This is a genomic window from Mammaliicoccus sp. JADD-157, from assembly GCF_049310805.1.
Classification (GTDB): Bacteria; Bacillota; Bacilli; order Staphylococcales; family Staphylococcaceae; genus Mammaliicoccus; species Mammaliicoccus lentus.
This window is the reverse complement of sequence record NZ_JBMOVZ010000001.1, coordinates 302,776-328,407: the sequence shown is the minus strand read 5'-3', so window position 1 is coordinate 328,407 and position 25,632 is coordinate 302,776. Positions and strand designations below refer to the sequence as shown.

Annotated in this window: 28 protein-coding genes; 6 read left to right on the top strand and 22 right to left on the bottom strand. The window is 32.0% G+C overall.

Translation table 11 applies throughout. The features are described 5' to 3' along the window. Positions 1–8 precede the first annotated feature (8 nt). From ACO6VN_RS01620 to ACO6VN_RS01600, 5 genes are read right to left on the bottom strand one after another with little or no spacing between them, the layout of a single operon-like run. Positions 9–473, bottom strand: a complete 465-nt coding sequence (locus ACO6VN_RS01620) for a hypothetical protein (RefSeq protein WP_422404161.1) — start codon at positions 471–473, stop codon at positions 9–11. 22 nt (positions 474–495) lie between these two features. Next, positions 496–1,257 carry an SDR family NAD(P)-dependent oxidoreductase gene (locus ACO6VN_RS01615; protein ID WP_135031373.1) on the bottom strand — a complete coding sequence of 254 codons (762 nt, stop codon included), beginning with the start codon at positions 1,255–1,257 and terminating at the stop codon, positions 496–498. Positions 1,258–1,282: 25 nt separating this feature from the next. Further along, positions 1,283–2,038 carry an SDR family NAD(P)-dependent oxidoreductase gene (locus tag ACO6VN_RS01610; RefSeq protein ID WP_422404160.1) on the bottom strand — a complete coding sequence of 252 codons (756 nt, stop codon included), beginning with the start codon at positions 2,036–2,038 and terminating at the stop codon, positions 1,283–1,285. Between the two features lie 13 nt (positions 2,039–2,051). Continuing rightward, entirely contained in the window at positions 2,052–3,311 is a 1,260-nt protein-coding gene (locus ACO6VN_RS01605; protein ID WP_422404159.1) for an MFS transporter, read from the bottom strand. 19 nt (positions 3,312–3,330) lie between these two features. Then, positions 3,331–3,774 carry a MarR family winged helix-turn-helix transcriptional regulator gene (locus tag ACO6VN_RS01600; protein WP_194201110.1) on the bottom strand — a complete coding sequence of 148 codons (444 nt, stop codon included), beginning with the start codon at positions 3,772–3,774 and terminating at the stop codon, positions 3,331–3,333. A gap of 85 nt (positions 3,775–3,859) precedes the next feature. On the opposite strand from ACO6VN_RS01600, the gene ACO6VN_RS01595 reads away from it, so the two are divergent. Together ACO6VN_RS01595 and ACO6VN_RS01590 are read left to right on the top strand one after the other, a co-directional pair. Beyond that, complete coding sequence (locus tag ACO6VN_RS01595) at positions 3,860–4,594, top strand: SDR family NAD(P)-dependent oxidoreductase (RefSeq protein ID WP_017000000.1); 735 nt, start codon at positions 3,860–3,862, stop codon at positions 4,592–4,594. A gap of 175 nt (positions 4,595–4,769) precedes the next feature. Beyond that, positions 4,770–5,768, top strand: coding sequence for a siderophore ABC transporter substrate-binding protein (locus tag ACO6VN_RS01590; RefSeq protein WP_422404158.1), 999 nt, complete (start codon positions 4,770–4,772; stop codon positions 5,766–5,768). Between the two features lie 53 nt (positions 5,769–5,821). On the opposite strand, the gene ACO6VN_RS01585 is transcribed toward ACO6VN_RS01590, so the two are convergent. Beyond that, positions 5,822–6,424: a stage II sporulation protein M gene (locus ACO6VN_RS01585; protein WP_257504136.1), complete on the bottom strand. Its 603-nt coding sequence runs from the start codon at positions 6,422–6,424 to the stop codon at positions 5,822–5,824. 139 nt (positions 6,425–6,563) lie between these two features. Here ACO6VN_RS01585 and ACO6VN_RS01580 point away from each other — a divergent pair, with 139 nt between their 5' ends. Beyond that, positions 6,564–7,040 carry a DUF1440 domain-containing protein gene (locus tag ACO6VN_RS01580; protein WP_422404157.1) on the top strand — a complete coding sequence of 159 codons (477 nt, stop codon included), beginning with the start codon at positions 6,564–6,566 and terminating at the stop codon, positions 7,038–7,040. Positions 7,041–7,509: 469 nt separating this feature from the next. Here ACO6VN_RS01580 and ACO6VN_RS01575 read toward each other — a convergent pair whose 3' ends face one another. Together ACO6VN_RS01575 and ACO6VN_RS01570 are read right to left on the bottom strand one after the other, a co-directional pair. Then, on the bottom strand, positions 7,510–7,956 hold the full coding sequence (locus ACO6VN_RS01575) for a DUF3995 domain-containing protein (protein ID WP_422404156.1): 447 nt from the start codon (positions 7,954–7,956) through the stop codon (positions 7,510–7,512). 52 nt (positions 7,957–8,008) lie between these two features. Continuing rightward, entirely contained in the window at positions 8,009–8,824 is an 816-nt protein-coding gene (locus ACO6VN_RS01570) for a metallophosphoesterase (protein WP_194201115.1), read from the bottom strand. Positions 8,825–8,935: 111 nt separating this feature from the next. Between ACO6VN_RS01570 and ACO6VN_RS01565 the strand changes: the two genes are divergently transcribed. Next, on the top strand, positions 8,936–9,727 hold the full coding sequence (locus tag ACO6VN_RS01565) for an arylamine N-acetyltransferase family protein (protein ID WP_422404155.1): 792 nt from the start codon (positions 8,936–8,938) through the stop codon (positions 9,725–9,727). Positions 9,728–9,972: 245 nt separating this feature from the next. Here the strand turns inward: ACO6VN_RS01565 and ACO6VN_RS01560 are convergent, their stop codons facing one another. From ACO6VN_RS01560 to ACO6VN_RS01525, 8 genes are all read right to left on the bottom strand, one after another. After that, entirely contained in the window at positions 9,973–11,226 is a 1,254-nt protein-coding gene (locus ACO6VN_RS01560; protein WP_422404154.1) for an MFS transporter, read from the bottom strand. Positions 11,227–11,424: 198 nt separating this feature from the next. Next, on the bottom strand, positions 11,425–12,834 hold the full coding sequence (locus tag ACO6VN_RS01555; protein WP_194201118.1) for an MFS transporter: 1,410 nt from the start codon (positions 12,832–12,834) through the stop codon (positions 11,425–11,427). A gap of 356 nt (positions 12,835–13,190) precedes the next feature. Then, positions 13,191–13,541: a PTS glucitol/sorbitol transporter subunit IIA gene (locus ACO6VN_RS01550; protein WP_194201119.1), complete on the bottom strand. Its 351-nt coding sequence runs from the start codon at positions 13,539–13,541 to the stop codon at positions 13,191–13,193. A 21-nt stretch (positions 13,542–13,562) separates the two neighbouring features. Next, positions 13,563–14,579 carry a PTS glucitol/sorbitol transporter subunit IIB gene (srlE, locus tag ACO6VN_RS01545; protein ID WP_194201120.1) on the bottom strand — a complete coding sequence of 339 codons (1,017 nt, stop codon included), beginning with the start codon at positions 14,577–14,579 and terminating at the stop codon, positions 13,563–13,565. Positions 14,580–14,589: 10 nt separating this feature from the next. Continuing rightward, the gene (srlA, locus tag ACO6VN_RS01540; RefSeq protein ID WP_194201121.1) at positions 14,590–15,141 is read right to left on the bottom strand and encodes a PTS glucitol/sorbitol transporter subunit IIC; all 552 of its coding nucleotides are present in this window, start codon (positions 15,139–15,141) and stop codon (positions 14,590–14,592) included. Further along, the gene (locus ACO6VN_RS01535) at positions 15,129–15,599 is read right to left on the bottom strand and encodes a transcriptional regulator GutM (RefSeq protein ID WP_194201122.1); all 471 of its coding nucleotides are present in this window, start codon (positions 15,597–15,599) and stop codon (positions 15,129–15,131) included. Before ACO6VN_RS01535 ends, srlA begins: the two co-directional genes overlap by 13 nt. A gap of 2 nt (positions 15,600–15,601) precedes the next feature. Next, positions 15,602–17,485 (bottom strand): BglG family transcription antiterminator, encoded by a 1,884-nt coding sequence (locus tag ACO6VN_RS01530; protein WP_422404153.1) that lies wholly within the window; start codon positions 17,483–17,485, stop codon positions 15,602–15,604. A 27-nt stretch (positions 17,486–17,512) separates the two neighbouring features. Further along, positions 17,513–18,310, bottom strand: a complete 798-nt coding sequence (locus ACO6VN_RS01525; RefSeq protein WP_194201124.1) for an SDR family oxidoreductase — start codon at positions 18,308–18,310, stop codon at positions 17,513–17,515. A gap of 181 nt (positions 18,311–18,491) precedes the next feature. Between ACO6VN_RS01525 and merA the strand changes: the two genes are divergently transcribed. Together merA and ACO6VN_RS01515 are read left to right on the top strand one after the other, a co-directional pair. Beyond that, positions 18,492–19,814, top strand: coding sequence for a hypothiocyanous acid reductase MerA (gene merA / locus ACO6VN_RS01520; RefSeq protein WP_216683786.1), 1,323 nt, complete (start codon positions 18,492–18,494; stop codon positions 19,812–19,814). Positions 19,815–19,906: 92 nt separating this feature from the next. Then, the gene (locus ACO6VN_RS01515) at positions 19,907–20,476 is read left to right on the top strand and encodes an ATP-dependent Clp protease proteolytic subunit (protein ID WP_017000329.1); all 570 of its coding nucleotides are present in this window, start codon (positions 19,907–19,909) and stop codon (positions 20,474–20,476) included. A 74-nt stretch (positions 20,477–20,550) separates the two neighbouring features. Here ACO6VN_RS01515 and ACO6VN_RS01510 read toward each other — a convergent pair whose 3' ends face one another. From ACO6VN_RS01510 to norA, 6 genes are all read right to left on the bottom strand, one after another. Then, positions 20,551–21,162, bottom strand: coding sequence for a TetR/AcrR family transcriptional regulator (locus ACO6VN_RS01510; RefSeq protein ID WP_422404152.1), 612 nt, complete (start codon positions 21,160–21,162; stop codon positions 20,551–20,553). Positions 21,163–21,416: 254 nt separating this feature from the next. Then, complete coding sequence (mhqD, locus tag ACO6VN_RS01505; RefSeq protein ID WP_422404151.1) at positions 21,417–22,007, bottom strand: methylhydroquinone degradation carboxylesterase MhqD; 591 nt, start codon at positions 22,005–22,007, stop codon at positions 21,417–21,419. 21 nt (positions 22,008–22,028) lie between these two features. Next, positions 22,029–22,634 (bottom strand): flavin reductase family protein, encoded by a 606-nt coding sequence (locus ACO6VN_RS01500; protein WP_194201128.1) that lies wholly within the window; start codon positions 22,632–22,634, stop codon positions 22,029–22,031. A 24-nt stretch (positions 22,635–22,658) separates the two neighbouring features. Beyond that, positions 22,659–23,624, bottom strand: coding sequence for a ring-cleaving dioxygenase MhqE (mhqE, locus tag ACO6VN_RS01495; protein WP_017000326.1), 966 nt, complete (start codon positions 23,622–23,624; stop codon positions 22,659–22,661). 70 nt (positions 23,625–23,694) lie between these two features. Beyond that, entirely contained in the window at positions 23,695–24,126 is a 432-nt protein-coding gene (locus ACO6VN_RS01490; RefSeq protein WP_017000325.1) for a MarR family winged helix-turn-helix transcriptional regulator, read from the bottom strand. A gap of 228 nt (positions 24,127–24,354) precedes the next feature. After that, on the bottom strand, positions 24,355–25,494 hold the full coding sequence (norA, locus tag ACO6VN_RS01485; protein ID WP_017000324.1) for a multidrug efflux MFS transporter NorA: 1,140 nt from the start codon (positions 25,492–25,494) through the stop codon (positions 24,355–24,357). Positions 25,495–25,632: the final 138 nt, after the last annotated feature.

The window sequence follows — 25,632 nt, the reverse complement described above, 5'->3', positions numbered from 1 at the left end:
TTAAATTATTAATTATACTTCGTTACAATCAAAATGTTTTTGTTAGGATTTTTCTTTTCAATCACTTTATAATATTTATCAGTAGATTTTGAATAGTATTTATAAACACCATCAGAAAGTTCATCGACCTTCTTAGCATCTTTCTGCATAAATTCTTTTGGCGATACATCATCATTTGATTTGTTGATAACTTTTATAATAGTATTGCTTTCACCTAAAATATATTTTGTTTGTGTTTCTTCGTCATAATAAGCGCCTTGTTCTTTATAATCACTTAAAGTAAGGTCTCCATATACAACGTTTTCTTGTTGTTTAGGTTCTTCTTTTTCTTCAGATTTAGAATCTGTCTTACTTACTTTTTCTTCTTTATTAGAATCTTGATTCTCTTGTTCACTCTTATCATTGCTTTCTGAAGTACTACATGAAGCTAATAACAATAACGCTATTAACGTAGTAAAATAAAGTTTTTTCATCTACAACACCTTTTATTATTATTTATTCTGCAGTTTCTCCGCCGTCTACTGGAAGATTAACACCGGTAATAAATGAAGATTGTTCTGAACATAACCAGACAGCCGCGTTTGCTTGTTCATTTGGTACGCCCATGCGTCCCATTGGAATACCCGCTTCAAATGCTTTCGCTTGTTCTTCAGCATTTTTACTCCAAGTTTCAACTGCTGAAGTTCTTGTCATACCTGGGCAAATTGAATTAATACGTATATTTTGCTTACCAAATTCTAAAGCAGCGCTTTTAGTTAAACCGTTCACTCCATGTTTAGCTGAGATGTATGGTGATAAACCAGGTGTACCAACTAAACCTCCCGTAGAAGCTGTATTGACGATAGCTCCTCCACCAGACTCAAGCATAGCAGGTATTTCATATTTTAAACATAAAAATGTTCCTGTCAATGTAACATCTATCGCACGTTGCCATTGTTCTGTTTTAATTTCTGTTACTGGAGCTGTTGGTGCCCCAATTCCAGCATTATTGTGTGCCCAATCTAATCGACCAAATTGTTCAACAGTTTCGTTTACTAAGTTTTTAACATCTTCTTCTTCAGCAACATTACATTTAATAAATTGAGCTGTTCCACCTTGTTCTTCAATTAATCTAACCGTTTCATTTCCACCCGCTTCAGAAATATCCGAAACGACTACAGTAGCACCAGCTTTCGCAAAGGCTAACGCGCTTGCTCTACCAATACCGTCTCCTGCACCAGTTACAATTCCGACTTTATTTGTCATTAAGTTTTCCATTATTTACCCCTCTATCTCTATATTTTTAATATAATTTAATACTGCCGCCGTCTACCATAACTGTTTGTCCTGTAACGTATTGAGAATCACTACTAGCTAAAAATACTGCTACTGGGCCAATATCTTTTTCTACATCTCCAAATTTTTGTAACGGGATACCTTTGACGACTTGGTTATAATATTCTGGATTTTCTTTTCTCCATTGATCAACGCCTTCAGAATATGCAATAGGAGAAATGATATTCGCATTAATTCCAAATTCTCCAAATTCATTTGCAATAACACGCGTCATACCTCTAATAGCTTCTTTAGCTACAACATAAGCACCTTGATTTTTATCTCCTTTAACAGCTGCTCCTGAACCGAAGTTGATGATATTCCCTTTTGTTTCTTTTAAATGAGGTATCACCATTTGACATAAATAGAATGACGCATAAAATCCTGTATTTAAAGATAGCTCTAAATCTTCTTCTGTAATATCTAAAAAACTGCTCATTCTTGATGCATGTGCGTTATTTACTAATATATCAATTTGACCGTATGTTTGAATTGTAAGATCTACACACGCTTGTAATGAAGCTTTATCACTTAAATCTGTTTTAATAAATAAAGTTTCATAACCTTGATTATTTAATTCTTCGCTTAATGCTTGTCCTTTTTCTTCAGCAATGTCCGCAATAACAACCTTTGCATTTTCTTTAACATAAGCACGTACAATACCAGAGCCTATGCCACCTGCTCCACCTGTTACAATTGCAATTTTATTATCTAATTTAGTCATATAAATCACCCTTCTATTTAGAATTCCAATATCCTTTTTCAACTAGTACTTCTTTATTTTTGAAAGCTAAAATAATAGAAATAATATTTACAATAAACAATATAATGATAATGATTAGGCCTAATGTATAACTGCCTGATACATCGTATATAAATCCATAAGCTGGTAAAGCAACAATTGATGCTAACGCCAAACCGATTGATGAAGATGAATAAATTTGACTGTAATCTTTACTTCCAAATAGCGATGAAGCCATAGCAGGCGCTATCGTTCCAATTGAAGCGGTAAACATGCCAAATAGGAATAATGCAATTGTTACTACAACTACTAAATCAGGAAGGCTAATTAATAACACACTTGCTAACAAGCCTAATGTCATAGCTAGTAGCCCAACTTTTTTAGCACCAATTTTGTCTGTTAAATAACCAAAAATAAGCGATCCAACAAAGACACCTGCCATAAGTGCAGACATCATAGCACCTGCAACACTAACTTTTTGACCATGGTTAACGAGATATGTTGGGACATGCATAGTAAAACTTGAGATTGCAGTAATAATAAAGAAAAATAGTCCCAACAAGAAGAAAGCTGGTGTTTTTTTAGCAATACTGTAATCAATACCTTCTACCACTTGTTGTTGTTCATTTTCGTTACTGTCATCACTTAAATCGCCATAAGCTTTCGTATTTTTATCTTTAGGGAAATTACGAATTAATAACAGAATGATAGGTGCAACAATAATCATTACCCCTAAACCAGTAATTAAGTATGCCGTTCTCCAACCAAACTGGCTAATTAAAGCACCTACTATAGGTTGTGCGAAGACACCGAGTAATCCACCAATGGCTGATAAAATACCAAGAGCAAGTCCTTTTCCTTTGCTAAACCATCTTTCAATTAAAATAGGGCCACCTATCACTGTAATAAAGACGCCCCCGATAGCAAGAGGAATAGACAATACGTACCAGCCCCATACAGAATTCATTACTCCGAATAAAGCGAACGAGCCTGCTTGTAGAATAATTGCAATAAACAACACGATACGCGCACTATATTTAGATAATATCTTTCCTCCAAACGGAAGGAATAATAATGTCACTATTGAAGAAATACTTAAATAAATCGTTAAACTTCCCATACCTACATCTAAATCTTTAGCTACAGGGGATAAGAATAAACCAGATGAATTATTCAGTGCTGATTTACCTAACCCTACAGCAACACAGAGTCCAATTAATATTAACCAAGCAAAATGTATCTTTCTTTTATTCATTTAGTACACTCCAATAATTTTATTTGTCGTCTTTATTTAATTGTTTTACACGTTCATATAGTTTTCTTTGAATATTTAATAATTGTTCAACTTCTTCAGTATTTAAGACAGAATAAACTTCATTCCTCATATTTTGCCCCTGATGTTGAGCTTCATCAAGCACTTCTAATCCTTTCTCTGTAATCGTAATTAAAATCACGCGACGATCATCCTCTTGATGTTCTCTTAAAATATAACCTTCTCTTAATAGGTTATTGGTTAATTTTGTAATTGCTCCAGATGTATAACCTAAAGATTGTGCAAGAGATGATGGTCGTTGAGGACCCTCTTCTTTTAATTTTGATAACGCTAAAATTTGAGAGATGTTAACGTTCAGCCCAAATTTCTTCATAAAGAGCGTCATTGTAGCATCGTTAAATAATTCAGCATTATGAATAAGTTCAAAAAAATTGTTATTTTCCATACATATTCCTTTCTTTAATCAAATTATAGTGATAGTATACCAGTAAAAGGTTTACCGGTAAACCAATTAAGGAGTGGAAGAAAAAATGAAAAGATTAGAAAACAAAGTAGTAGTTATTACAGGTGCGGCACAAGGCATGGGTAAAACGCATGCTGAGAAAGTTTTAAGTGAAGGTGGAAAAGTTGTTATTACTGATATCAATGAAGAACTTGGGAATAATGTTGCACAAGAATTAGGAGAAAATGCTATATTTATTCGACATGATGTTTCCAACGAAGATGACTGGAAAAACGTAATAGATACAGTGGTTGATAAATGGGGACGCATTGATGTGTTAGTGAATAACGCTGGTATTACGACTAATACATCGCTAGAAGAATTAACTTTGGATTCTTACATGAAAATCGTTAATATTAATCAAGTATCTGTATTTTTAGGCATGAAAACTGTAGCTCCAATTATGAAAGCTCAAAAAGAAGGTTCAATTATCAATATTTCATCTATGAATGGATTAGTTGGCGGCGCAATAGGTTACACAGATACTAAATTCGCAGTAAGAGGTATGACAAAAGCAGCATCAAGAGATTTATCACCTCATAACATCCGAGTAAATTCAGTACATCCAGGTGTTATTCAGACGCCGATGTTAGAATTAGAAGAAGTTAAAGAACAAGTAGAACAATTCAAAAAGACGATTCCAATGAGACGGGTTGCTCAAACTGAAGAAGTTTCAAATATGATTGTCTTCCTTGCTTCAGACGAATCAAGTTATTCCACAGGATCTGAGTTTGTAATCGACGGTGGAATTACAGCTTTATAACGGTAAATATAATCTCATTAAGTAATATAATTAAACTTGTAGATGAAAATCGACGTAATACTTACGTTCGAATTGATTATTCTACAAGTTTTTATTTATTATTTGCAGTTGTTATTTCTTTAATATTTTGTATAATTGAGAAGTGTTATCAATTAGAAATGAAGGAGAACGAAATATGAGAAAATACATAACTCTTGTCGTTTGTGCACTTTTACTATTAACTGCATGTAGTAATAATGACAATAAAGCAGCAAAAAGTGAGAAAGAAACAGTAACAATCAAGAAAACATTTGAATATAAAGAAAAGAACCAAGATCACAATCGAGGTAAGAAAAAGACTGAAACTGTGACAATTCCTAAAAATCCTAAGAATGTAATTGTTATGGACTATGGCGCACTGGATATTATGCAAGATTTAAATTTAGAAGACCATATCACAGCAATACCTAAAGGAGAAAACGGTAGCTTTTTACCAGACTATTTATCAACATTTAAAGATAAAAAGTATACAAATTTAGGCAATCCTGGAAGACCTAATTTCGAAAAAATTGCAGAAAAAGATCCTGATTTAATTTTGATTTCATTTAGACAAGCATATACTAAAAACTTAGAAGAATTTAAGAAAGCTGCACCAAACGCTAAAGTGTTGTATGTAAGTCCTGATGATGATCAATATATAGATTCTATTAAAGAAAATGCTACGAACATTGGAAAAATATTTGATAAAGAATCAGAAACTCAATCACTTATCAAAAAGCTCGATAAAAAAGTTTCATCAGTAAAAGAAGTCATCAATGACGACAAAGTTATGTTCACAAATGTAGATAATAAAGGTATTAAAACTTACGGCTCAACTGGTAGATACGGTGGATTTTTAAATGGAGATTTAGGAATTAAACATATCGATTCAAAAATGCCAGCCAACTCAAGCGGTCAAGTCGTTTCGTATGAATACATAGCTAAGAAAAACCCAGATAAAATCTTCTATATAAATAGAACAGATAAAGAAACTAAAGGCATACCACAAGAATTAAAAAATCCAGTTATCAAAAATGTAAACGCAATTAAAAATAACGACATTTTAGAGTTTGATGCTAACACATGGTTCTTCGGTGCAGGCGGTATCAATTCTACAATTAAACAATTAGATGATATTGAGAAAGCTTATAAATAAAATTAAAAAACTGCTCTCCATTAATAAGTTTTTATTGGAGAGCAGTTTTTCTACTACTTTAATAAATCCATTAAAAAGTTCGTAAAATATGTTTCTAAAAACGCAGCGATAATACTAAGTGGTAGTACTAATAATATGTATACTTTAGCTACTGTGACGATACTTTTTAAAATAGATACTTTTGTCTTTTTGTTTTTGCGAAATAAATTACTTATCGTTCTAATAATTGATTTATTAAGTAAATATAATGACGCAGCAAATACTGCGTAACTTAACAGCTCTATTACTGTATGAGGAATTGACGACCCTACACCTATTAATCCTAAATGTAAGTCGACCCTTATTAATAATGTAAAGACAAATCCAGTTAATATGGATGTTGATATTAAGTTTGCTGAATATAAGAATGGTATAGGAATAATTGATAATATTAACATTTGTAATGGCACTTTAAACCCATTATTTATAATATATTGCCAAACTTTCTCTAATCCTTCTGCCCGTTGTTTATCCTCAGGTAAACCTTGTATATTTTTTATTATTTCGATATTAGGATTCACAATATATGTAATAATTCCTGATATTAGCATAAGACTCATTGATATACTAAAAAATATTATAATCCTTTTAGTCATTGGTTTATCTAGAATTTTCAATGCTATCCACCTTTATTTTTATATTTATTTCTATTTAAACATAGTATTTTTCAAGTTTGTTAGACTGTCGGCAGACTGCTTTTAAGTTATGATGTTTCCGGGTATACAAAGAATAGTCGATTTAAAAGAGGTGAAAGAAATGAGTAATATTTCTTGTAAACGTGTATTAGCAACAGGAGTCGTTGGTGGATTACTCGCTGGAGCTGTGAAAATGGGCTGGGAATCTCTACTCCCTCCTTGTACTCCCGAACGTGAAGAAGAACCACCACCTGTAAAAATGATGAAACAATTTAATGTTCCAGAAAACGTACAAAATTTCACAGTCACTTATAATGAGAATGAAATACCTATCCCTGTAATGGGCATTCATTATGGTTTCTCTGTTGGAAACGCATTACTATATGGTTTAATAGCTGAAAAATGTAGCAAGATTACTTTCGGCAAAGGTATATTATTTGGTGTAGGTGTCCATGTTATATTCCATGAATTTGTATTACCAAAATTAAACTTAACACCAGCAAAAGAAGACTTACCTGCTGAAGAACATTTATCAGAATTACTCGGTCACATTATATGGATGAACACGATAGATATTGTAAGAAATTCAGTAAAATAAGCATTAAGAAGAGTCCGGACAAATACTTGTCTCGGACTCTTTCATTGTGTTAGCAGGAGCTGTATATATTGGAAATAGGATTATGTCCAGTTTTTCACCCCTTCTATCTTCTTGGAGCTGCCTTATGTTGCACGTGGGAGGCGTCTTGCAACATTCGAAGGCCTTATGTTGCACGTGGACCTTCTCTTGCAACTTTCAGGGGCTTTATGTTGCATGTGGATCTTCTCTTGCAACTTTCGGGGGTGCTATGTTGCACGTGCTCCTCGTCTTGCAACATTCGAGGGTAATATATTGCACGTGCTCCTCGTCTTGCAACATTCGAGGGTAATATATTGCACGTGCACCTCGTCTTGCAACATTCGCAACTTTATACCATATTTACTAAAACAAAAAAACTGAGACAATTTAACTGCCTCAGCCTCTTAATTATGAGCAAGGATTCAAATCCAAGCTCCAGTATTTACTTAGATTAATTTTTGCTTTGTGTTTTGTTTTTTATTTTCATTAAGAATCCGAATAGTCCTATACCCCACAATAAAAATAGAGGGTCCCATACCATCGCTTGGCCAAATGTAGTATAAAAATCATGATACTGGATAACTTGCAACAACTTTAACCATCCTACACCTGTATTTAAACCTCCATATATCATTAAAAATACTGAACCTATACATGATATATAGAATAAAATTTCATTATATGTTTTCAATAAATACAAAGGTGCTAATGTTGCTATTCCTTTAAATAAACCGACCACAATTAACATGAGGTTCATCCATATTCCCCACTGTGCATTAAATGTAAAAACCCAAGAACCGACTGATAATAATCCAGCTGTTCCTCCAAATGCCCAATACAACGAGAATAATGTATGTACCAGCCCACTAACAACGAAAATTGAAATAAATTTTTTCACTTTATCACCTATTTTGAACAAATATCGTCTTATTTGCTAAGCGACTTGCTTTCTAAATTTCAATAATTTGAATTGTATTTTGTATTTCTTGTTTTAAATCTTTAGAACGCCATTCTCTCTGATATCCTAAGCATGGACAAATAAAATTGACACCTTTTTCTTCTATATTATTACGAAAATGTACGTGTCCCATTATGCTATATTTTATCGGATACTTTTCATAAAATAAATCAAAATCTGATGTTCCTATAAACGCATTAAAATAATCAAATATTCTATGTGGCATAGGTACAGCAAATTGTTTGTGTGTGACGATGTGCGTCATCAAAATAATATTTTTGTCTTTAACTTTTTCTAAATCTCGTCTTACTGAATCTGCTGCTAGTTTAGACATTTCTAGATCAGACTTACCCCAATCTATTCTTTCTTTATCTAACCAAGTTGAGCCGTAATATTTTCTTCTTTCTAAACGCTCTAGGCTAAATTTTTCACTATCAGCAAAACTGTAATCATACCAACCACTATGACCTACAATCGCCCATTCCTCATTGATTATATATGGGTCTGCAATTATACTTTCTGGTTGTGATTTATAATACTCAAATATTTCATAAGAAGTCTTTTCTTCCGCTTCATTTTTCCAATAATCATGATTACCAGGAATAAATAACACTTCTATATTTGTTTGATGCTTAACATTTTGTATAAATGGCATTGTTTGCTGATAATGGTTAGAAATATCGCCTGCTATGAGTAACATATCTAGTTTCAATCGCTTCACTTCATCAATTAAAACATCTTCAAAATCTTTCGGGAAATAATGATTACTTCGATCGATATGCAAGTCAGAAATCGCACCAATTTTCATACTTATTACCTTACTTTCTATTGTATACCCTTTAACTTCAATCTTATATTAACATATAAATGTAAACTATCCTTTATAATAGAATTAATAATAATTATTGGAGGCATATAAATGGATATTCAAAAGTTTGAAGAATATTTAAAAATAGATTCTAAAAATTATAATCAAATTAATTTAGAAACTTTAAATCATTATATAACACGCTTTATGTACACTGTTCCTTTCGAAAATATTAGCGTACAAAATCAAAAACCTATTTCCGTTAATATCGATGACTTATATGAAAAGATTGTTATAAATCATCGTGGAGGATTTTGTTATGAAATGAACACTATATTTCAGTTTTACTTAGAACAAAAAGATTTTAGTATTACTTGCGCATCCGCTACTATACACACACCTGATGATGGATGGAGTAACGATGGTTCACACATGACAACTATCGTGCAATTAGATAGACCATATATAGCTGACGTAGGATTTGGAGACTTACCTATTAACGCATTACCCGTTCACCATGAATCTGAAAATATGACTGTCACTACTGTATCAGGTAGCTATCGTGCAATCTACGGAGAAAACGAAGAAATTCTTGTTCAAAAACTACAAGACGATAATTCTTGGAGAACTTCATATAAAGCTAAAAATATATCCAGACCATGGTCATATTTTGTAGAACATTTAGAATTTAATGAGCATAACCCAGAATCTATATTCGTACAAACATTGCTCATCACAATGGCTAAAACTTATGGCCGCGTTACAATGTCACAGGATCAACTAACGATAACTAAAGCTGATGGTAAAGAACAATCACCAGTAACACCACAAAATTACAAATCCATCTTGCAAAAATACTTCGGGTTAAATGTAACGATACAAACAATTGAAAATAAAGTATAAAAAAGGGAGTGGAACAGAATTCTCATTTTATTAAAAAGATTTCGTATCCCCACCCCGCCAAGGATGACTAGAGTTGAAAAAAGCTTGATGTAAGTGTATTTTTAACCCCGTCAGCTACTGCCATTATAATGAATGAGGCTGGGACATAATCAATGTCCCAGCCATTTTTATATCTATCGGATTAACCATTCGCCTTAATAAATCCAATCACTCAGCTTCTTTTATCAATACCATTCATTAAATGATTATTGTTTACTATTTTCTTCTTTCTTCAAAAATATCTTTAAATATGGAATAAACGGCAGAATTGTAAATGAAACGCATATTAATAAAACAAGTTTAATACTAACAAAATTTAATAATACTCCTGCAAGGCTTATTCCCACAAAAAGTACTGCATCATAAATAGGTAAAGTTATACTATGATAATCAGCGAGTTGACTCTCTGTTAACTTTTTGTGTAACAAAGTGTAATACGCAATAAAGCAAATAGTTTCAGGAATACCCGCCATTATTAAAACTATAAAACTTAATATAACTCCACTACTTGTATTCATATTTTCTGAGAAGATTAATAAACTTAACAATAAAGCTTCTAATACACTAGTCAATATGTAAATTAATTTAAGTTGTGAATCTTTAATTTTATTCGAAAGTGACACACTTAAACTGGCACCTATTAATGCACCAAACCCTTGTGCAGACAGGAATAATAGCCATAGATTTTCTCTATCCCCTAAACTATCTGCTAACCATAACAAGTATATTTTCAGTCCGCCAAATGTAATCATATATCCTAAGCCTGTAACAGTAAGCCCCATTATTAATTTATTATTTTTCATAAACATAAGGAAATCTATCAAAGTCTTATACACACTTTTTATATATTCTTTTATTTTTATATTTTTATAGTTGGATACAGTTTTCATATCACTTTGATCTTTAAATCCTTTTAATAAAAATACAGCTATTAAAATAAAAGCAAAAATGAAATACACTTCTGCTTTTAAACCTATGAATTTTAGTAGTAAGGCCGAGAGCAATGGACCTATAACTTTAGATAACCTGTTGACGCCTTGAATTAGCGAATTACCTAGCATGGCTAAATCTTCAGGAAAAGCTTGTGTTCTAAGAGTGAGAGAAGCCGGACCTCCAATAGCATCATTTATCCCCATCAACAAAACTAATATTAAAATAAGATATAAATTTGTAATATTAACTAAGATAATTAGAGCAACGCCATAACTTAACATACTTAAAATGGTAGCTTTTTTAGGCCCGATATTTTTTATGAATGTTCCTATAAAGGGTCCTAAAAAAATATTAGGTGACCAACGCAATCCTATAATAGCAGCTACTTGATTTCCTAAACCGTACACATGAGTAGCATAAATCGGTATGATTGTAATGCTTACCCATGAAGCTAGATGCCATATTGAAAAAGCAACGAAATAATTTTTAAAATCTTTATATTTAAATATTTTGTATAATTCTTTCATCGCGTATCACCTCATATGCTTTTTCAATAAACGTCACAATTTTTTCATTTCTATAATTTTCTTTAATGAATCAACTATACTATATTTACTTATTATATGTGTTTTTTCCTCAAAATTGCATAAAATAATCTCCTAACCCGCTTCTTAATATACAACGGGTTAGGAGATTTTTTATGAGAAAAGGATATGTCTCAGTCCTTATTTCTCTTTTATTTGTAATTCTTGTTCTTTCCACCATAATGCTTCTTCAGCATTTTTAACAACGTGGTTAAATTCTTTTTCATTTGATACAGTAGGATATGAGCCTTTTAAAGCTTTTCCTGAAGTTGTTTCAAATAATACAAGAATCGTTATGAAACCGATAAGACTGACAGCTGTTAAGTAATATGCTGGTGCTAGTGGGTTTTGAGTAACGTGCACTAACCATGTTGATACTAACGGTGTTGTACCACCAAATATTGATACTGATACGTTAAATGTAACAGCTAGTGTGCGGTAACGTACGTCTGTAAAGAAAATACTCGGTAATAAACTTGGCATAGAACCTTCATAAGTTGAAAGGAAGAATCCAAGTATTAAAATACCAAGCGATACAAACATTAACTGATTCATGCCCATAAAGTAAAAGGCTAGTAATGAAAATGCAGTTAATCCAAATGAACCGAATAAGACAACTTTCTTATTACCGATTTTATCACTTAGACGTCCGAATAAGAATGCTAGTGGAACCATTACAACCATAACGCTCGTAATAAGAACTGTACTTACAGTTGTTGAGATGCCAATAACTTCGTCTAAATATGATGGCATGTATGAAAGTAACATGTAGTTCGTGATATTAAAGAATGCCACTGTAATAAAGCATAAGATAATATCTTTTTTATGATTTTTAATAATCGATACAAATGATTCAGGTTCTTCTTCATTTTCTTCGATTTCATTTTCAAATATAGGTGTTTCGTCTAAATGTCTTCTTAAATAAAGACCAATTAATCCAAGTGGTGCGCCAAGAATAAATGGAATTCTCCAGCCCCACGCTAGCATTTGTGCATCAGATAAAGCAATAAACATACCACTCGCTAATAAAGAAGCAAGTATGTAACCTGCTAAAGTTCCAATTTCTAATCCACTGCCTAGTACACTTCTTCTGTTATCAGGAGATAATTCAGCAATATATACCATTGCACCGGCATATTCTCCACCAGTTGAAAACCCTTGAATAATTCTAGCAATTAACAAAAGAATAGGAGCCCATATACCAATTTGATCATATGTAGGTAAAAGACCGATTAATAAAGTTGAAGCAGCCATTAATATAATGGTTGTCGTCAATACTGTCTTACGACCAAGACGATCACCAATTCTACCAAATATGACGCCGCCTAACGGTCTCATTAAAAATGCAATCGCAAATGTTGCGAATGTAAATACTAATTTTAATTCATCGTTCTGTACGCCAGTAAAAAAGTTTTGGCTAATAATAATTGCTAAATAAGAATATAGACCGAAGTCAAACCATTCCATAGCATTACCTATACCTGTTGCGTAAACACTTTTCTTAGTTTGTTTCATATCAACAACATTAATTTTGTTTTTGTTAAATTTCATGTTTGATTAAACACCCTTTCGATATAGTTATGTATCTTAGCATATCGACAAATTAACACAACTGTAATATTACACTTATATACCTTGTCGTAAATTGTGAAAACCGCCACAAACGTTATAACTTATACCGATTGAAACTGGTCGACCAATGGTGTAAAATTATATTAATTTTCTCGAAATTTGTATTGATTTTCTATAGAAAGTTACTTTATTTATATAGTAAACAAATGTTATCTTTCCTAAAATTTGTATGATGAAAGAATAAATTAAACCGAAAAAATCATCTCCTTTGAACATAAAAAGTCCCTTTAAAAGTTAAGTGAAATTTAACTTTTAAAGGGATAGATTTTATAAAACTATTTAATTTCTATTTTTGTACCTTCTTCTATATTAGCAAGAGGCTTGTCTTCTAAATATAATGTTCCAGATTGTTCAGCTTCTATGCTCCCATCAAACTTTAAAGTAATATGACCTAAATCATTTAAGTTTTTATTAACAGCAGAGCCTACTTTTGTAATTTTATATTCATTATCATCTAAAAATAGCGTTTGTGATTCAGTTATTTCTCCATCTATCTCATTTATATCGATTATATAACAAAAATCGACTAACTCATCAGGTGCATTATCACCAAATAATATAACCATCTTTTCAGCTTCGAATGCTGATGCATCTTTTCCTATACGCTTTATTTCTGTCTTGTACATTATTTATGCACTCCTTCTTATTTATTTATATAATCCAAAGCTTGCCAGCCATGCTACAAATACCCGTGGTACACCGTTTAAGAAGCGTGAATACAGTACGGATGGCACACCGACTTCAATTGTTTTCGTTTCTGCTTCTGCTAAGCCTAGCCCTACTGGAATAAAATCAGCAGCATTTTGAGTATTGATTGCAAATAATGCCGGTAATGCTAAGTTTGGCGGTATATTCCCTTTACCAATTTCTACACCAATTAAAGTACCTAATACTTGTCCTATTACGCCACCAGGCCCTAACAACGGACTTAAAAATGGAAGTGAGCATATAAACCCAATTATAAGCAGACCCCAAATGTTACCTGCTAATGGTGACATAACTTTAGCAAATACATCTCCAATTCCAGATCCTTGAATAATACCGATCAATAATGCTACAAATCCCATGAATGGTAAGATTGTATGCAACATTGTATCTACTGCATCACGTGCAGCTTGATAGAAAGTATTAATAACTTTACCTGCTGCAAGACCAATTTTCGTTAATATAGATTTATTTTCTTGTTCTGCTCTTGTTTCCATAATTTTTTTATCTTTAGAATATGAAGCAGTTTCATTACTTTTTGCTTCTTCAGTTGAAGCAGTTGATTCCGCTGTTGTTTCATTAGAATCACTTTCTCCTGCTACGCTTACTTGATCTACATCCACATTCGAAACATAAATATCTTCTGTAATATGTTGTCTCAAAGGACCACTTTTACCTGTTGCCATAATATTTACAGTCGGGATACCTTTTTGAGGGTAAATACCACATCTCAAAGTACCACCGCAATCTATAACAGCAACCATAATTTCATCTTCAGGTACTGATGTTTCGAAACCATTAACAGGTGAGCCACCAGTAATTTCACAAATTTTATCTACTATTTCAGGTCTGTGACCACCTGTAACATACATAACTTTGTCTTTCTTGCCTTCTATTCCAATTTCTAAAGGGCCACCAAAGCCACCTGAACCTTTAACAATTCTAGCTTTTTTACTCATGTTGCTCACCTCATCCTTCTAATTTAACTTCTGTACTTAATTTTACTTTTTGTTGTTTTTCTACGTAACTAGTTGTAAAGTCAGTAACCCATCCACCAATAAAGTTCATAACTATACCAACAAGTAAATATCTTACTGCTAAATCCGTCATCGGTAATCCTAATTGTTGAACCCCGTTTGCGATACCTAAGAATATAAATAATTCTGCTGGGTTAATATGCGGAAACAGACCGTTACTCGTATGTGCGAACTGAGCTGCTGATGCAAAATAACTTGGTTTATACTTCTCTGGCATAAATCTTCCTAGAGAGTGGACCATCGGATTTGCTAACATAAATGAACCTAAAAATGGTAATACTAAATATCTTAAAAATGGGTTTTTAGATGATTTTTGTGCGATTATGTTAATTCTTTTTTCACCTATTAATTGGATTAATGTGTTCATCGCAATTAATAACATTAGTACTAAAGGTACAATTGTTGTCATCCAGTCTATAAATGTATCTGCGCCTGTTTGAAATAAATTGATAAAACCTTCTGCTAACTTAACTATGAAGTCCATGTTGATTTACTCCCTTCTTTTTTAAACATTCCATTAATTTTTTTAACTGCTTTCATCATTGGAGAAGGTATTTTTTCAATTTCTCCTCCAGATTGAATAATATTAAATGTGTGTTGAGCGTCTAAAATAGCTTTAATTAATAATTTGTTATACTTTTTTAAATCTGTATCTCTTAATTTCTGAATCTTATATCCTTCTAAACCTTTTAATTCCTTGAATTTAGAAAATACTGTGACACCTTGCATATAGCGTGCATCTTCTATTTCATTACGGTTATTAATTTGAAGAAGTACCAACGTACCCGATTTAAAAATAGCTGGTCTTCTTCCAATAGCAACGCGACCATTTTCTCGCAATTCCGTATAGTGTTTAGTGAAATTTTTAATTTGAAGCAAACCTAGCAAGTATTGAATTATAAATCCAACAGCTAATATGACAATCAATATGATGAAAAACATAGCTAACCCCTCATTTCCTTATTTAATATATGTGCAAGCGCTATGTAATCCGTATCTTTACTTATCTGATTGATAATATAACTATTGGTCGTAATAGCTAAAATCTCTTCATATAATCGGATTAGTACCGCTTCATTCACTTCAGTTTCTGGTGTCGCAACGAGCACAACTAGTTTTACCTTTTCACAATCATTCAATGGTTGGTTAATGATTGCTAATTTCAACCAAATACCATGAAAATAGTGACTAGTGTGTGGGAATCCCAGAAATCCTGTTACTGTTGATTTATGCTCTTCTCTCTCTAAAATTTTAGAAATAAAAGTATGATCAACTTTATTCTCATTAATCAGTTCATTTGATAAATACGCGATTACTTCTTCATACGCCATACTTTCATTAATTTGATAAACATCTTGTTCACTTAAAAAATCTACTATAATACTTTTGTTAAACAGCTTTTTATTGCTGACGTCTTTATAAATCATGAATTGTTCGATTTTAAGTTTTAACGCTTGTTCATCTAATATGTTGTCTATATAAATTATTCTGTTAAACAATCTATTTGTTTTAATGGTTGATACCGTTAAGTCATAATCATCAATTTGAAATTGATTTAACTCATTTTCACTAATTACATCAATCGTTATTTGATTACCAAATATTTTTTCTAATTGAACTCTCATTAATTTCGCACTACTCAAACCTTGGTTTGTTATAAATGCGACTGAATGAATTTCTTTAAATTTTTGTTCTAACTGCTGTAAATAGACACTGAAATAAATTGATAAAAATCCAAGTTCATTTAAAGGCACTTTAATATTGATTTCTTTTTCAATATTCGTAGCTAACACTTTAGAAAGCTCATATGCAAACGGATATCTGTACTCAACTTCATTAATAAAGTCATTTTGTATTCTAATATCAAATATCAACCTATTTATAAGGTATTTAATGTGAAGTTGTATATCCGTGCTAAATAATTCTTCATCTATTTTGATAGTGTAATAAAAATCAATATCATCAATCGTTTGTTGAATAATGCGATTTAAAATAGATTGATCATCTTCTGAAATGATTTCATCTAACAATGAAGCTCTTCTACCTATAATTTGAAATACGATTAGTAAAATTTCTAAATTTGGAAATGTTATTGAGTACTGATGACTTAAATATTCTTTAATTTCGCTTAAAGCTATAAAGTCTTCAGACTCAAACACTCTTTCATCGATTTGTACATTTTGTCTTATTTTATAATCATTTTCTATTCTTGATAAAACAACTTTAGTTGCAGTGATAAGTCGGTCAAACGTTGCGTGGTCTAAGTTATATTGTGTTTTCGTCTTATCGAGAATTGCATATATGGAATCTGGTAATGTGTAAGAACTATACTTTCTATTGAACAGTTCTATTAAAACTTTTCTCACTTCTAGTTCATTACCTTCTATACGTAAACCAACATTTTGAGTACCTTTAATGCTAACTCTATAATGTTCTAATTTAGTTTTAATACCATTAATGGTATTATTGACAACACTTTTACTTAGAAATAAATCTTCAGCTATATCATCTATTGTACAAACGCCGTTATAAAGCAAATAATGAAATATGTTTTCTTCACGTTCCTCTAATTCATCAAAATGATAATGAATATGAGATTCTAAATCTTTGAGTAAATTAAAAAATTTCTTTTCATCTGCTACTATCATTGAAATCGATTGATTTTGCTTAAATATACTAATAGAACCTTCAAAATAAGTTTGAAGTTGATTAATGTAATTCGTTAAAGTTCTTTGAGAAATAGAAAGTTTATGGGAAAGTTTATCAATTGAGATACTTTGCTTTTTAAGCGTTTCAACAATTAATAAATGTTTTTTATTTAATATCAATACTTTCCCTCCTTCCTCTATTTAAAGTTATCCTCGTGATTTACCACCTGAGATATTAATCGTTGTACCAGTAATATAACTTGATTTGTCTGAGCTTAAATAACAAACTAAATCAGCTACTTCTGACAACTTACCAACTCTACCTAAAGGAATAGATTTTGAATAATCACCATTCAATTTATCTACTGTCGTATTTCTACTATAAGCTAGTGCTTCTTCATATTGTTTAGTTCTTAGACCAGTTTCTTCTAAAATTCCTGGTGCTATAGCCACAACCTTAATGTTATGTTTCCCTAGCTCTTTAGCCCAACTTCTCGTAAATCCGATTAAAGCTGCTTTTGTAGCAGAATAAATACTTTGCCCTTCTGATCCTTCTTGGCCAGCTTCACTAGCAATATTTACGATAATTCCTTTATTTTGTTTCACAAAATGTCTACTTACTTCTTGGCTGAATAGAATTGGCCCTTTCAAGTTTACACCGAACATTAAATCTAAATCTTTCATATTAATTTCATACTCTGGCTTTTCGCCTTTAACATCTACTAATAATCTTGGTAAATTAATGCCAGCATTATTAATTAATACGTCTATGCGAGATTGTTCTTCAAAAATTGTATTCACTGTCTTTTCAACAGCTTCTTTATTCGTCACATCAGTCTCTATAAAATGATAATTCCCGTTATCAATTGGATTGTCTTTTAAATCTACATTATATACAACTGCACCATTTTCTAATAATGAATTTACAATTTGTCTACCGATACCAGAAGTACCACCTGTTACGATGATTACTTTTTCATTTATTTCTAACCAATTTTGAGCCATGACTTTTCCTCCTAATGAATGTTGTATATTCATTATAGGTTCAAACGCTTACATAATTAATTTTGTCTTTTGTGCACTTATAAGAAATTAAGAAAATAATACCTTAAATTCAAAAATTTCATAATATTTTTATAAAGTACTATAATTGATTATAGAGATTATGAAACGGAGGTTTTATATTATGAAGCATTATGACATGTTAGTAATTGGTTTTGGAAAAGCTGGCAAGACGCTTGCTAAAGATTTTGCTGGTCAAGGAAACCAGGTTGCTGTAGTTGAGCAAGATTCAAATATGTATGGTGGTACGTGTATTAATGTCGGATGTATACCTTCTAAAACGTTATTACATGAAGGTAATGAAAATCACACCTTCATTGAAGCAATTAATCGTAAAAAAGATGTCGTATCGGCATTAAATAAGAAAAATTTTGATAATCTAGATTCTGATGAAAATATTAAAGTTTATACTTATAAAGCACAGTTTAAAGATAATGAAACTGTCGATTTGTTAAATAAATCAAATAAAGTTGTTGAATCTATTCAAGCAGACCATATCATTATAAATACAGGTAGTCGCTCAAATATACCTGAAATAGAAGGAATTGAGCAAACTGAGAACATTTATGATTCTAAAGGTATTATGGAATTAAGTCATTTACCAGAACATCTCGTAATCGTTGGTGCAGGTTATATCGCATTAGAATTTGCGACTATTTTCTCAAGTCTCGGTAGTAAAGTTTCGATGATTCATAATCGTAAACATATATTAGGTACTGAAGATAAAGATGTAGCATCTCATATTTACGACCAGTTGTTGAACCAAGGTATAGAATTTATAGATGAAGCGGAAGTTCACGCATTTTCAACTGTAGACAATCGTCCTGTCGTCCATACTAACCAAGGTGATATTGTTGGCGATGCTGTCCTACTGGCGACTGGACGCAAACCAAACACTGATCTCGCATTAGAAAATACCGATATAAATATAGGCGATAAAGGTGAAATTAAAGTGAATTCTTCACTAGAAACTGCTGTAGAAAATATTTATGCAGTTGGTGATGTGAAAGGTGGCCCTCAATTCACTTACATTTCTTTAGATGATTACCGAATCGTTAAAGATCAAATTTCAGGAAATAAAAAGCGTTCAACTAAAAATAGAGGTCATGTTCCATATACAGTATTCTTAGATCCACCATTAGGACGTATCGGAATGACAGCTAGTAAAGCTAGAAAAGAAGGCTTCAATGTAAAAGAAGGTATGATTGAAGTTAAAAATATTCCTCGTCACAAAGTTAATAACGACGATAGAGGTATATTCAAAGCAGTAGTAGATGTAGATTCACAACAAATATTAGGCGCTAGTTTGTACGGCAGAGGATCTGAAGAAATTATTAACGTTCTTAAACTCGCTATGGATATGGATGTGCCTTATACAAGATTAAGAGATAATATTTATACGCACCCTACTATGGTCGAAGCATTTAACGATTTATTTGATATATAATAAAAAACTTTTGGTCAATAAAGGTCAAATTATTTGAAATGCACTTATATATCATTCACAATAAAGTTAAATATTATGATAGGAGTGATTTCATGTCTGAAGAAAAACAACAAGAAAAAGACATACTAACTGAAAAACTATTAGAAACACGTACGATCATTATAACTGGTGAAATTAATGATAAAGTTGCAAAAGAAGTCGGTAACCAACTTTTATTACTAGAAGCAATGGGAGATGAACCAATTACTTTATTCATTTCCAGTCAAGGTGGTCATGTCGATTCAGGTTATTATATTCATGACATGATTAATTTCGTGAAACCAGAAGTAAATATTATCGGTTCTGGTTGGGTAGTAAGCGCAGGCGTAATTATTTATCTAGCTAGTAAAAAAGAAAACAGATATAGCCTGCCAAACACGAGATTCATGATTCACCAACCTTCAGGTGGCGTACAAGGACAATCTGTAGAAATGGAAATTACAGCTAAAGAAATTATACGCACACGTCAAAAAATCAATGAATTAATCGCGAAAGAAACAGGACAGCCTATGGAAAGAGTCGAAAAAGATACAGGGCGCGACTACTGGTTAAGCACAAAAGAAGCTTATGATTACGGCTTTATCAATAAAATTATTAAATCACGCGATGAAATCGATAAATAAATATATTGTTATTAAATAAGAATCTCTCCATTAGGTTTAAGTCTGATGGAGAGATTTTTATAGATTTTATAAACTTATTTCTTCGAATCTATCAATTGTTTCAAAATGGAAAGTGGCCCTCTAGTTGAAATCGTTACGATATATTGTACAAGTTCTTCTATAGAAACACGATTTTCGTCGTGCACCCAATATTTAACCATAGACATTAAAGCACCTGATACATATCTTAAGTAATAATCGTCTGGTACACCATAAACTGTGTTATTTTCTCCAATTAAATAATTAATATTTGAGAGAATCATATCTGTAATACGTTCTTCGATTTTACTAGTTCTATCTAAGTTTAAAATAGCATGATAAAATTCTATATTTTCGCTAATGTGTATAATCACTTTTTTAATAACTTCATTAGAGAATATTTCAATGAATTCTTCTGCAGTTTTTTGAGCAAGATTTACTTTTCGGATGTCGACTAATTTTTTTAAATCTGCAATTTGTTCGTCTTCCATTTCTTCAAGGAGTGCGTATTTATCATCATAATTTAAGTAAAAGGTACCTCTATTAATGTCGGCTTTATCAGAAATCTGACGTATTGTAATACGTTCTATTTGGCTATCTTCTAATAATTGTATAAAAGCTTTCTTTACAGCCGCTTTACTTTTTCTTACTCGACGGTCTTCAGCCATTTCATTAATTCCTTCCATAGAAAAGTTTATTTGTTAAATATCATTATAATCAACACGATTATAATTAATCAACAGATTGTATATTAACAAAGAAAGAGTCCAGGACATAGATAATTGTCCTGGACTCTACTTTTGTATGGCAGTAGCTGACTGGACTGAAAATATGCTTATATCAAGCTTTTCAATTCTAGTCATCCTTGCTCGAGTGGGACTACGAAATCTTTTTAGCAAAATAATATTGCTGTTCCACTCCCTTATAATATTTCTTTTGCTGCTAGTACTGCTTCTTGTGTAATTTCATGACTGTTCACCCAAGTTTCATGTACTTCTGCACCGCGTTCTTTAAATATTTCAATCACTCGTTCACTTTGTTCTTGTGTAACGATTGGGTCTTGTTTACCCATTGATAGGAATACTTTAAAGTTTGATAAATCTTTTTGATTATCTTGTAAGTCTAAAGGATATAATGGTGCGAATAATAATGCTTTTTGGAAAGGTGTACTTTCTCTTAGTATTAAGTTAATCGCCATATTCGACCCGTTTGAAAAGCCTACTGGTATAACATCTTCTAAATTAAATTCATATTCTTTTGATGATTCTTTAATAAAGTCATATAATTCTTGACCTCTATACTCTAAATCTTCTAAGTCATAATCGCCTTCTGCACGTCTCTTGAAGTAACGCGCCATACCATTTTCGGATATTTCACCTTTTACACTCAACGCATTATAACTTGGATCAAGCATTTCTGCTAAAGGTAGTAAATCTCTCTCGTCTCCACCTGTTCCGTGTAATAAAAGAAATACAGGTTTGCCTTGTTCACCTTGTTTAAATATATGTTTCACTTCTAGTCAACTCCATTCACTTTATGGTCTTTCTATTGTAAATGTGCGCCCTATTTCAGCGTAATCATTACCTGCTAATCTACTTACTGCACTTAATTCATCTTTATTAATATAGCCATCGTTATAAATAGCATCATCAAAATGATAATGTTTTATTTCTAATAATATTAAATCAGATACAGATTTATCATCTTTTTTAATAGCCATTGTATCGTGTAATACAGCTTCAAAGCGTACCTTACTTTGTTTCAATCCTGGTACTGAGACACTTAACGATTCTACAGTATCAAATGTTGTACGCGTAAGTTCACTTTCATTTCTATTTAAAAGCGCAGCGGTTTCATTTGTATTTTCAACGTTTTCTGTATCTACAATGTGTACGACTGCTTCTTTTTGCTCCAATATATTTCGAGCCGTGTCTTTCGATTCTCCATTTACTCTTTGTACCGCTATAGATAGTATAGGAGGTTCTGAAGAAACAACGTTAAAGAAACTAAAGGGTGCAATGTTTAATATACCGTCTTCAGATTGTGTCGTAACTAATGCAATTGGTCTAGGTATAACAGACCCTATTAATAATTTATAGTTTTCTTTTTGCGTTAATTGTTCTGGACGTAACACTTTCATCAGAACCACTCCTTTTCTATTTAATTAGTCATGCTTTCTTGTCGTATCAAAATGTTTAATTTCAGATTCAATATATTCACGCTGAGACTCTAAGAATGGTGGTAACGCAAGACTTTCCCCTAATGTTTCATAAGGCTCGTCTCCCATAAATCCTGGGCCATCTGTAGAAATTTCTATTAGTATATGTCCAATTCTGGCATATAATGCTTCAAAGTAGAAACGATTAACATTTCCAGAGTTACCAATGCGTAGTTCTTTATATTTTTCTTCCCATGCTTTGATAGCTTCGTGATCTTTCACTCTAAATGATACGTGATGAACTTCACCGTACCCTTGTCTAGCTTCAGGTGTTTTGTCATCTTTTCTTAAAATAACTTGACCACCGTTACCACCTTCGCCAACTTCAAATAATGTTACATCTTCTTCTTCAACAATTGGTTTCATACCATATATTTGTTTCAATACAGATTTGAAATCGTCATAATAACTAACTGTAATTTCAATTGGTCCTAAGCCATATATCGCTTTATCTTCAGGAACTGGTCCATTTTTCCATGGTATGCCTGGTTCAACACCTTTATTTAATTCATCTGAGAATAATTGATATCTTTGACCGTCTTTCTCTTCAAATGGTAAAACTTTTTTACCAAACAGTTCTTGAATACCGTCATTTTTAACACCAAATTCTTCAAATCTCTCTAAATAATATTCTAAAGCTGCATCGTTTGGCACTCTGAAGCCTGCACGACTAATAGAATTTGTACCTCTTTGACCTTTAGGACTATTTGGGAAATCAAAGAATGTCATGTCTGTCCCTGGTGATCCTTGATCATCTGCGAAAAATGTATGGTACGTATATATATCATCTTGGTTTACTGTTTTTTTAACTAAACGCATTCCTAATACTTCTGTAAAGAATTCATAGTTTCTTACTGCATCATCTGTTATAGCAGTTACGTGATGGATTCCGATAAGTTCGTTATTACTCATTATAGATTCCTTCTTTCTTTATTTTTTATTTCGAATTCGAAATAATAACGCTAAAAAAAATTTGCGTGACTTACTCATTAGACATTGCGCTAATTTTTTTTAATGCTCTTCTTAATATAGCAAGTTCTTCATCATCTAAGATAGAAAAAGCATTCGCAATTGTTTCAGCATGCTTTGGAAAGATATTTTCCATTAACTTATGCCCTTCATCAGTTAATACTGCATACGTGATTCGTTTATCTTTCGTATCTTGACGACGTCTCACATAACCTTTCTTAACTAATTGATCAATGACATATGTTGTACTACTACTTGCTATTAAAATACGTTGTTTAACCTTTTGAATAGGCTGATCACCTTTATGAAATAACAGTTCCATTACGGCAAATTCAGTAATATTCAAACCATAGTTCTTCATGTCTTGCTTAACAATACGATCAATCGTATCATTCGAGCGTTTAATACCTACCAATGCCTTTAAAGATTCATCTGTTCTATTCATGTCATCACCTATCCACATATTATTTCGATTTCGAGATAATTGTAACGCGATTTTAGATGTAAGTCAACAGTTTTGAGTATATTAATTATACTAAGTATAAAAATGATAAATTAAAAGCCTGAGACACAGTATACGTCTCAGGCTGATTCAATATAATGGCAATAGCTGACTGGTATGAAGTTGCACTTATATCAAACTTTTTTCATACCTAGTCCCACTTCGCTTATTTTAAAACTTTAATTTATCTGGTCTATAGAACACTAATATAACCGCCGCAAATACGAAGAAACCTATCGCAACGTACATTGGGAAGTTGATATCTATATCGAACACTACTCCTGCTACTAACGGGCCAACTAAGTTACCGACGCTGGTTGCGGCAGAGTTTAAGCCACCCGCTGTTCCTTGATTTTTTCCGGCCAATTTCGAGAAGTAATTCGTCATTGATGGTCTTATTAAATCAAATCCTATAAATATAATAAAACTTACAAGCATAACGGATAAATAACTCGAAGCGAAAATAAATGCGAATAACACGATTACTGAATATATAAGTGAGAACAATGTAAGTCTAATTTCTCCAATTCTTCCTACGATTCTTTCAAATAGGAATAGTTGGAATATAACCCCTACAATAGCTCCACCTGTAATCGCAATAGAAATATCTTTCGGTTCGAACCCTACTTTTTCTGCTGTATATAATGAGAACATCGTCTCAGTTGAAGATAAACCGTAAGATAAAATCAACATCACAACGACAGGAACGACGAACAATTTATATGGGAATGGTTCTTTTACTTTCGGTTTGTCGACATCTTCTACTTCTTTTTCTTCTTTTAATAAAATAATAGAGAAGAGTAGCGCAATGATACCTAATACACCGGCAAAATAAAAAGGCATTCTATGCGATATTTCTGCTAAGAATCCTCCCACTCCTGGTCCAATAATAAATCCTGTGTTAATTACTGCTGACATGTAACTAAAGTTTCTTGCTCTATTTTCCGCGGTTGATAAGTCACCGATCATACCATTAACACCAGGCATTACAAACGCTGCACTAATACCACCTAACACTCTTGATAATAAAAGTATTGAAAAAGTATTCCCTACCGCAAAAATAAATTCTGATATGGAGAATAATAAAAGTCCAATAATGATGATGATTTTCTTACCAAACTTATCTGCAAATCTTCCTCCAAATGGAGAAGCAATCATTTGAAACAACGCAAACACTGCTACTAATAATCCTAAATCACTACCGTTCAAATCTAAATCGTACAATATTGTTGGTAGTACTGGGATAACAATACTAATACCTAAAAACATAAGAAATATATTAAAATATAAAATGTTTAACTTATTCTTCATATTAGACCTCCTTATTCATTACTTTATTAAATATTAAGTGATTTTCACTATATTCTAATCTATTTGTTTTCATTTTCATATCAAAAAACACCTTTAATATATTAAATTTAAAGTGTATAGTAACTATATAGTCAAGTG

What these genes read in the sequence shown, in the direction of transcription:
- ACO6VN_RS01620 (WP_422404161.1), bottom strand. Translation starts at nt 473, where the DNA reads ATGAAAAAACTTTATTTTACTACGTTAATAGCGTTATTGTTATTAGCT.
- ACO6VN_RS01615 (WP_135031373.1), bottom strand. Translation starts at nt 1,257, where the DNA reads ATGGAAAACTTAATGACAAATAAAGTCGGAATTGTAACTGGTGCAGGA.
- ACO6VN_RS01610 (WP_422404160.1), bottom strand. Translation starts at nt 2,038, where the DNA reads ATGACTAAATTAGATAATAAAATTGCAATTGTAACAGGTGGAGCAGGT.
- ACO6VN_RS01605 (WP_422404159.1), bottom strand. Translation starts at nt 3,311, where the DNA reads ATGAATAAAAGAAAGATACATTTTGCTTGGTTAATATTAATTGGACTC.
- ACO6VN_RS01600 (WP_194201110.1), bottom strand. Translation starts at nt 3,774, where the DNA reads ATGGAAAATAACAATTTTTTTGAACTTATTCATAATGCTGAATTATTT.
- ACO6VN_RS01595 (WP_017000000.1), top strand. Translation starts at nt 3,860, where the DNA reads ATGAAAAGATTAGAAAACAAAGTAGTAGTTATTACAGGTGCGGCACAA.
- ACO6VN_RS01590 (WP_422404158.1), top strand. Translation starts at nt 4,770, where the DNA reads ATGAGAAAATACATAACTCTTGTCGTTTGTGCACTTTTACTATTAACT.
- ACO6VN_RS01580 (WP_422404157.1), top strand. Translation starts at nt 6,564, where the DNA reads ATGAGTAATATTTCTTGTAAACGTGTATTAGCAACAGGAGTCGTTGGT.
- ACO6VN_RS01570 (WP_194201115.1), bottom strand. Translation starts at nt 8,824, where the DNA reads ATGAAAATTGGTGCGATTTCTGACTTGCATATCGATCGAAGTAATCAT.
- ACO6VN_RS01565 (WP_422404155.1), top strand. Translation starts at nt 8,936, where the DNA reads ATGGATATTCAAAAGTTTGAAGAATATTTAAAAATAGATTCTAAAAAT.
- ACO6VN_RS01560 (WP_422404154.1), bottom strand. Translation starts at nt 11,226, where the DNA reads ATGAAAGAATTATACAAAATATTTAAATATAAAGATTTTAAAAATTAT.
- ACO6VN_RS01555 (WP_194201118.1), bottom strand. Translation starts at nt 12,834, where the DNA reads ATGAAATTTAACAAAAACAAAATTAATGTTGTTGATATGAAACAAACT.
- ACO6VN_RS01550 (WP_194201119.1), bottom strand. Translation starts at nt 13,541, where the DNA reads ATGTACAAGACAGAAATAAAGCGTATAGGAAAAGATGCATCAGCATTC.
- srlE (WP_194201120.1), bottom strand. Translation starts at nt 14,579, where the DNA reads ATGAGTAAAAAAGCTAGAATTGTTAAAGGTTCAGGTGGCTTTGGTGGC.
- srlA (WP_194201121.1), bottom strand. Translation starts at nt 15,141, where the DNA reads ATGGACTTCATAGTTAAGTTAGCAGAAGGTTTTATCAATTTATTTCAA.
- ACO6VN_RS01535 (WP_194201122.1), bottom strand. Translation starts at nt 15,599, where the DNA reads ATGTTTTTCATCATATTGATTGTCATATTAGCTGTTGGATTTATAATT.
- ACO6VN_RS01525 (WP_194201124.1), bottom strand. Translation starts at nt 18,310, where the DNA reads ATGGCTCAAAATTGGTTAGAAATAAATGAAAAAGTAATCATCGTAACA.
- merA (WP_216683786.1), top strand. Translation starts at nt 18,492, where the DNA reads ATGAAGCATTATGACATGTTAGTAATTGGTTTTGGAAAAGCTGGCAAG.
- ACO6VN_RS01515 (WP_017000329.1), top strand. Translation starts at nt 19,907, where the DNA reads ATGTCTGAAGAAAAACAACAAGAAAAAGACATACTAACTGAAAAACTA.
- ACO6VN_RS01510 (WP_422404152.1), bottom strand. Translation starts at nt 21,162, where the DNA reads ATGGCTGAAGACCGTCGAGTAAGAAAAAGTAAAGCGGCTGTAAAGAAA.
- ACO6VN_RS01500 (WP_194201128.1), bottom strand. Translation starts at nt 22,634, where the DNA reads ATGAAAGTGTTACGTCCAGAACAATTAACGCAAAAAGAAAACTATAAA.
- mhqE (WP_017000326.1), bottom strand. Translation starts at nt 23,624, where the DNA reads ATGAGTAATAACGAACTTATCGGAATCCATCACGTAACTGCTATAACA.
- ACO6VN_RS01490 (WP_017000325.1), bottom strand. Translation starts at nt 24,126, where the DNA reads ATGAATAGAACAGATGAATCTTTAAAGGCATTGGTAGGTATTAAACGC.
- norA (WP_017000324.1), bottom strand. Translation starts at nt 25,494, where the DNA reads ATGAAGAATAAGTTAAACATTTTATATTTTAATATATTTCTTATGTTT.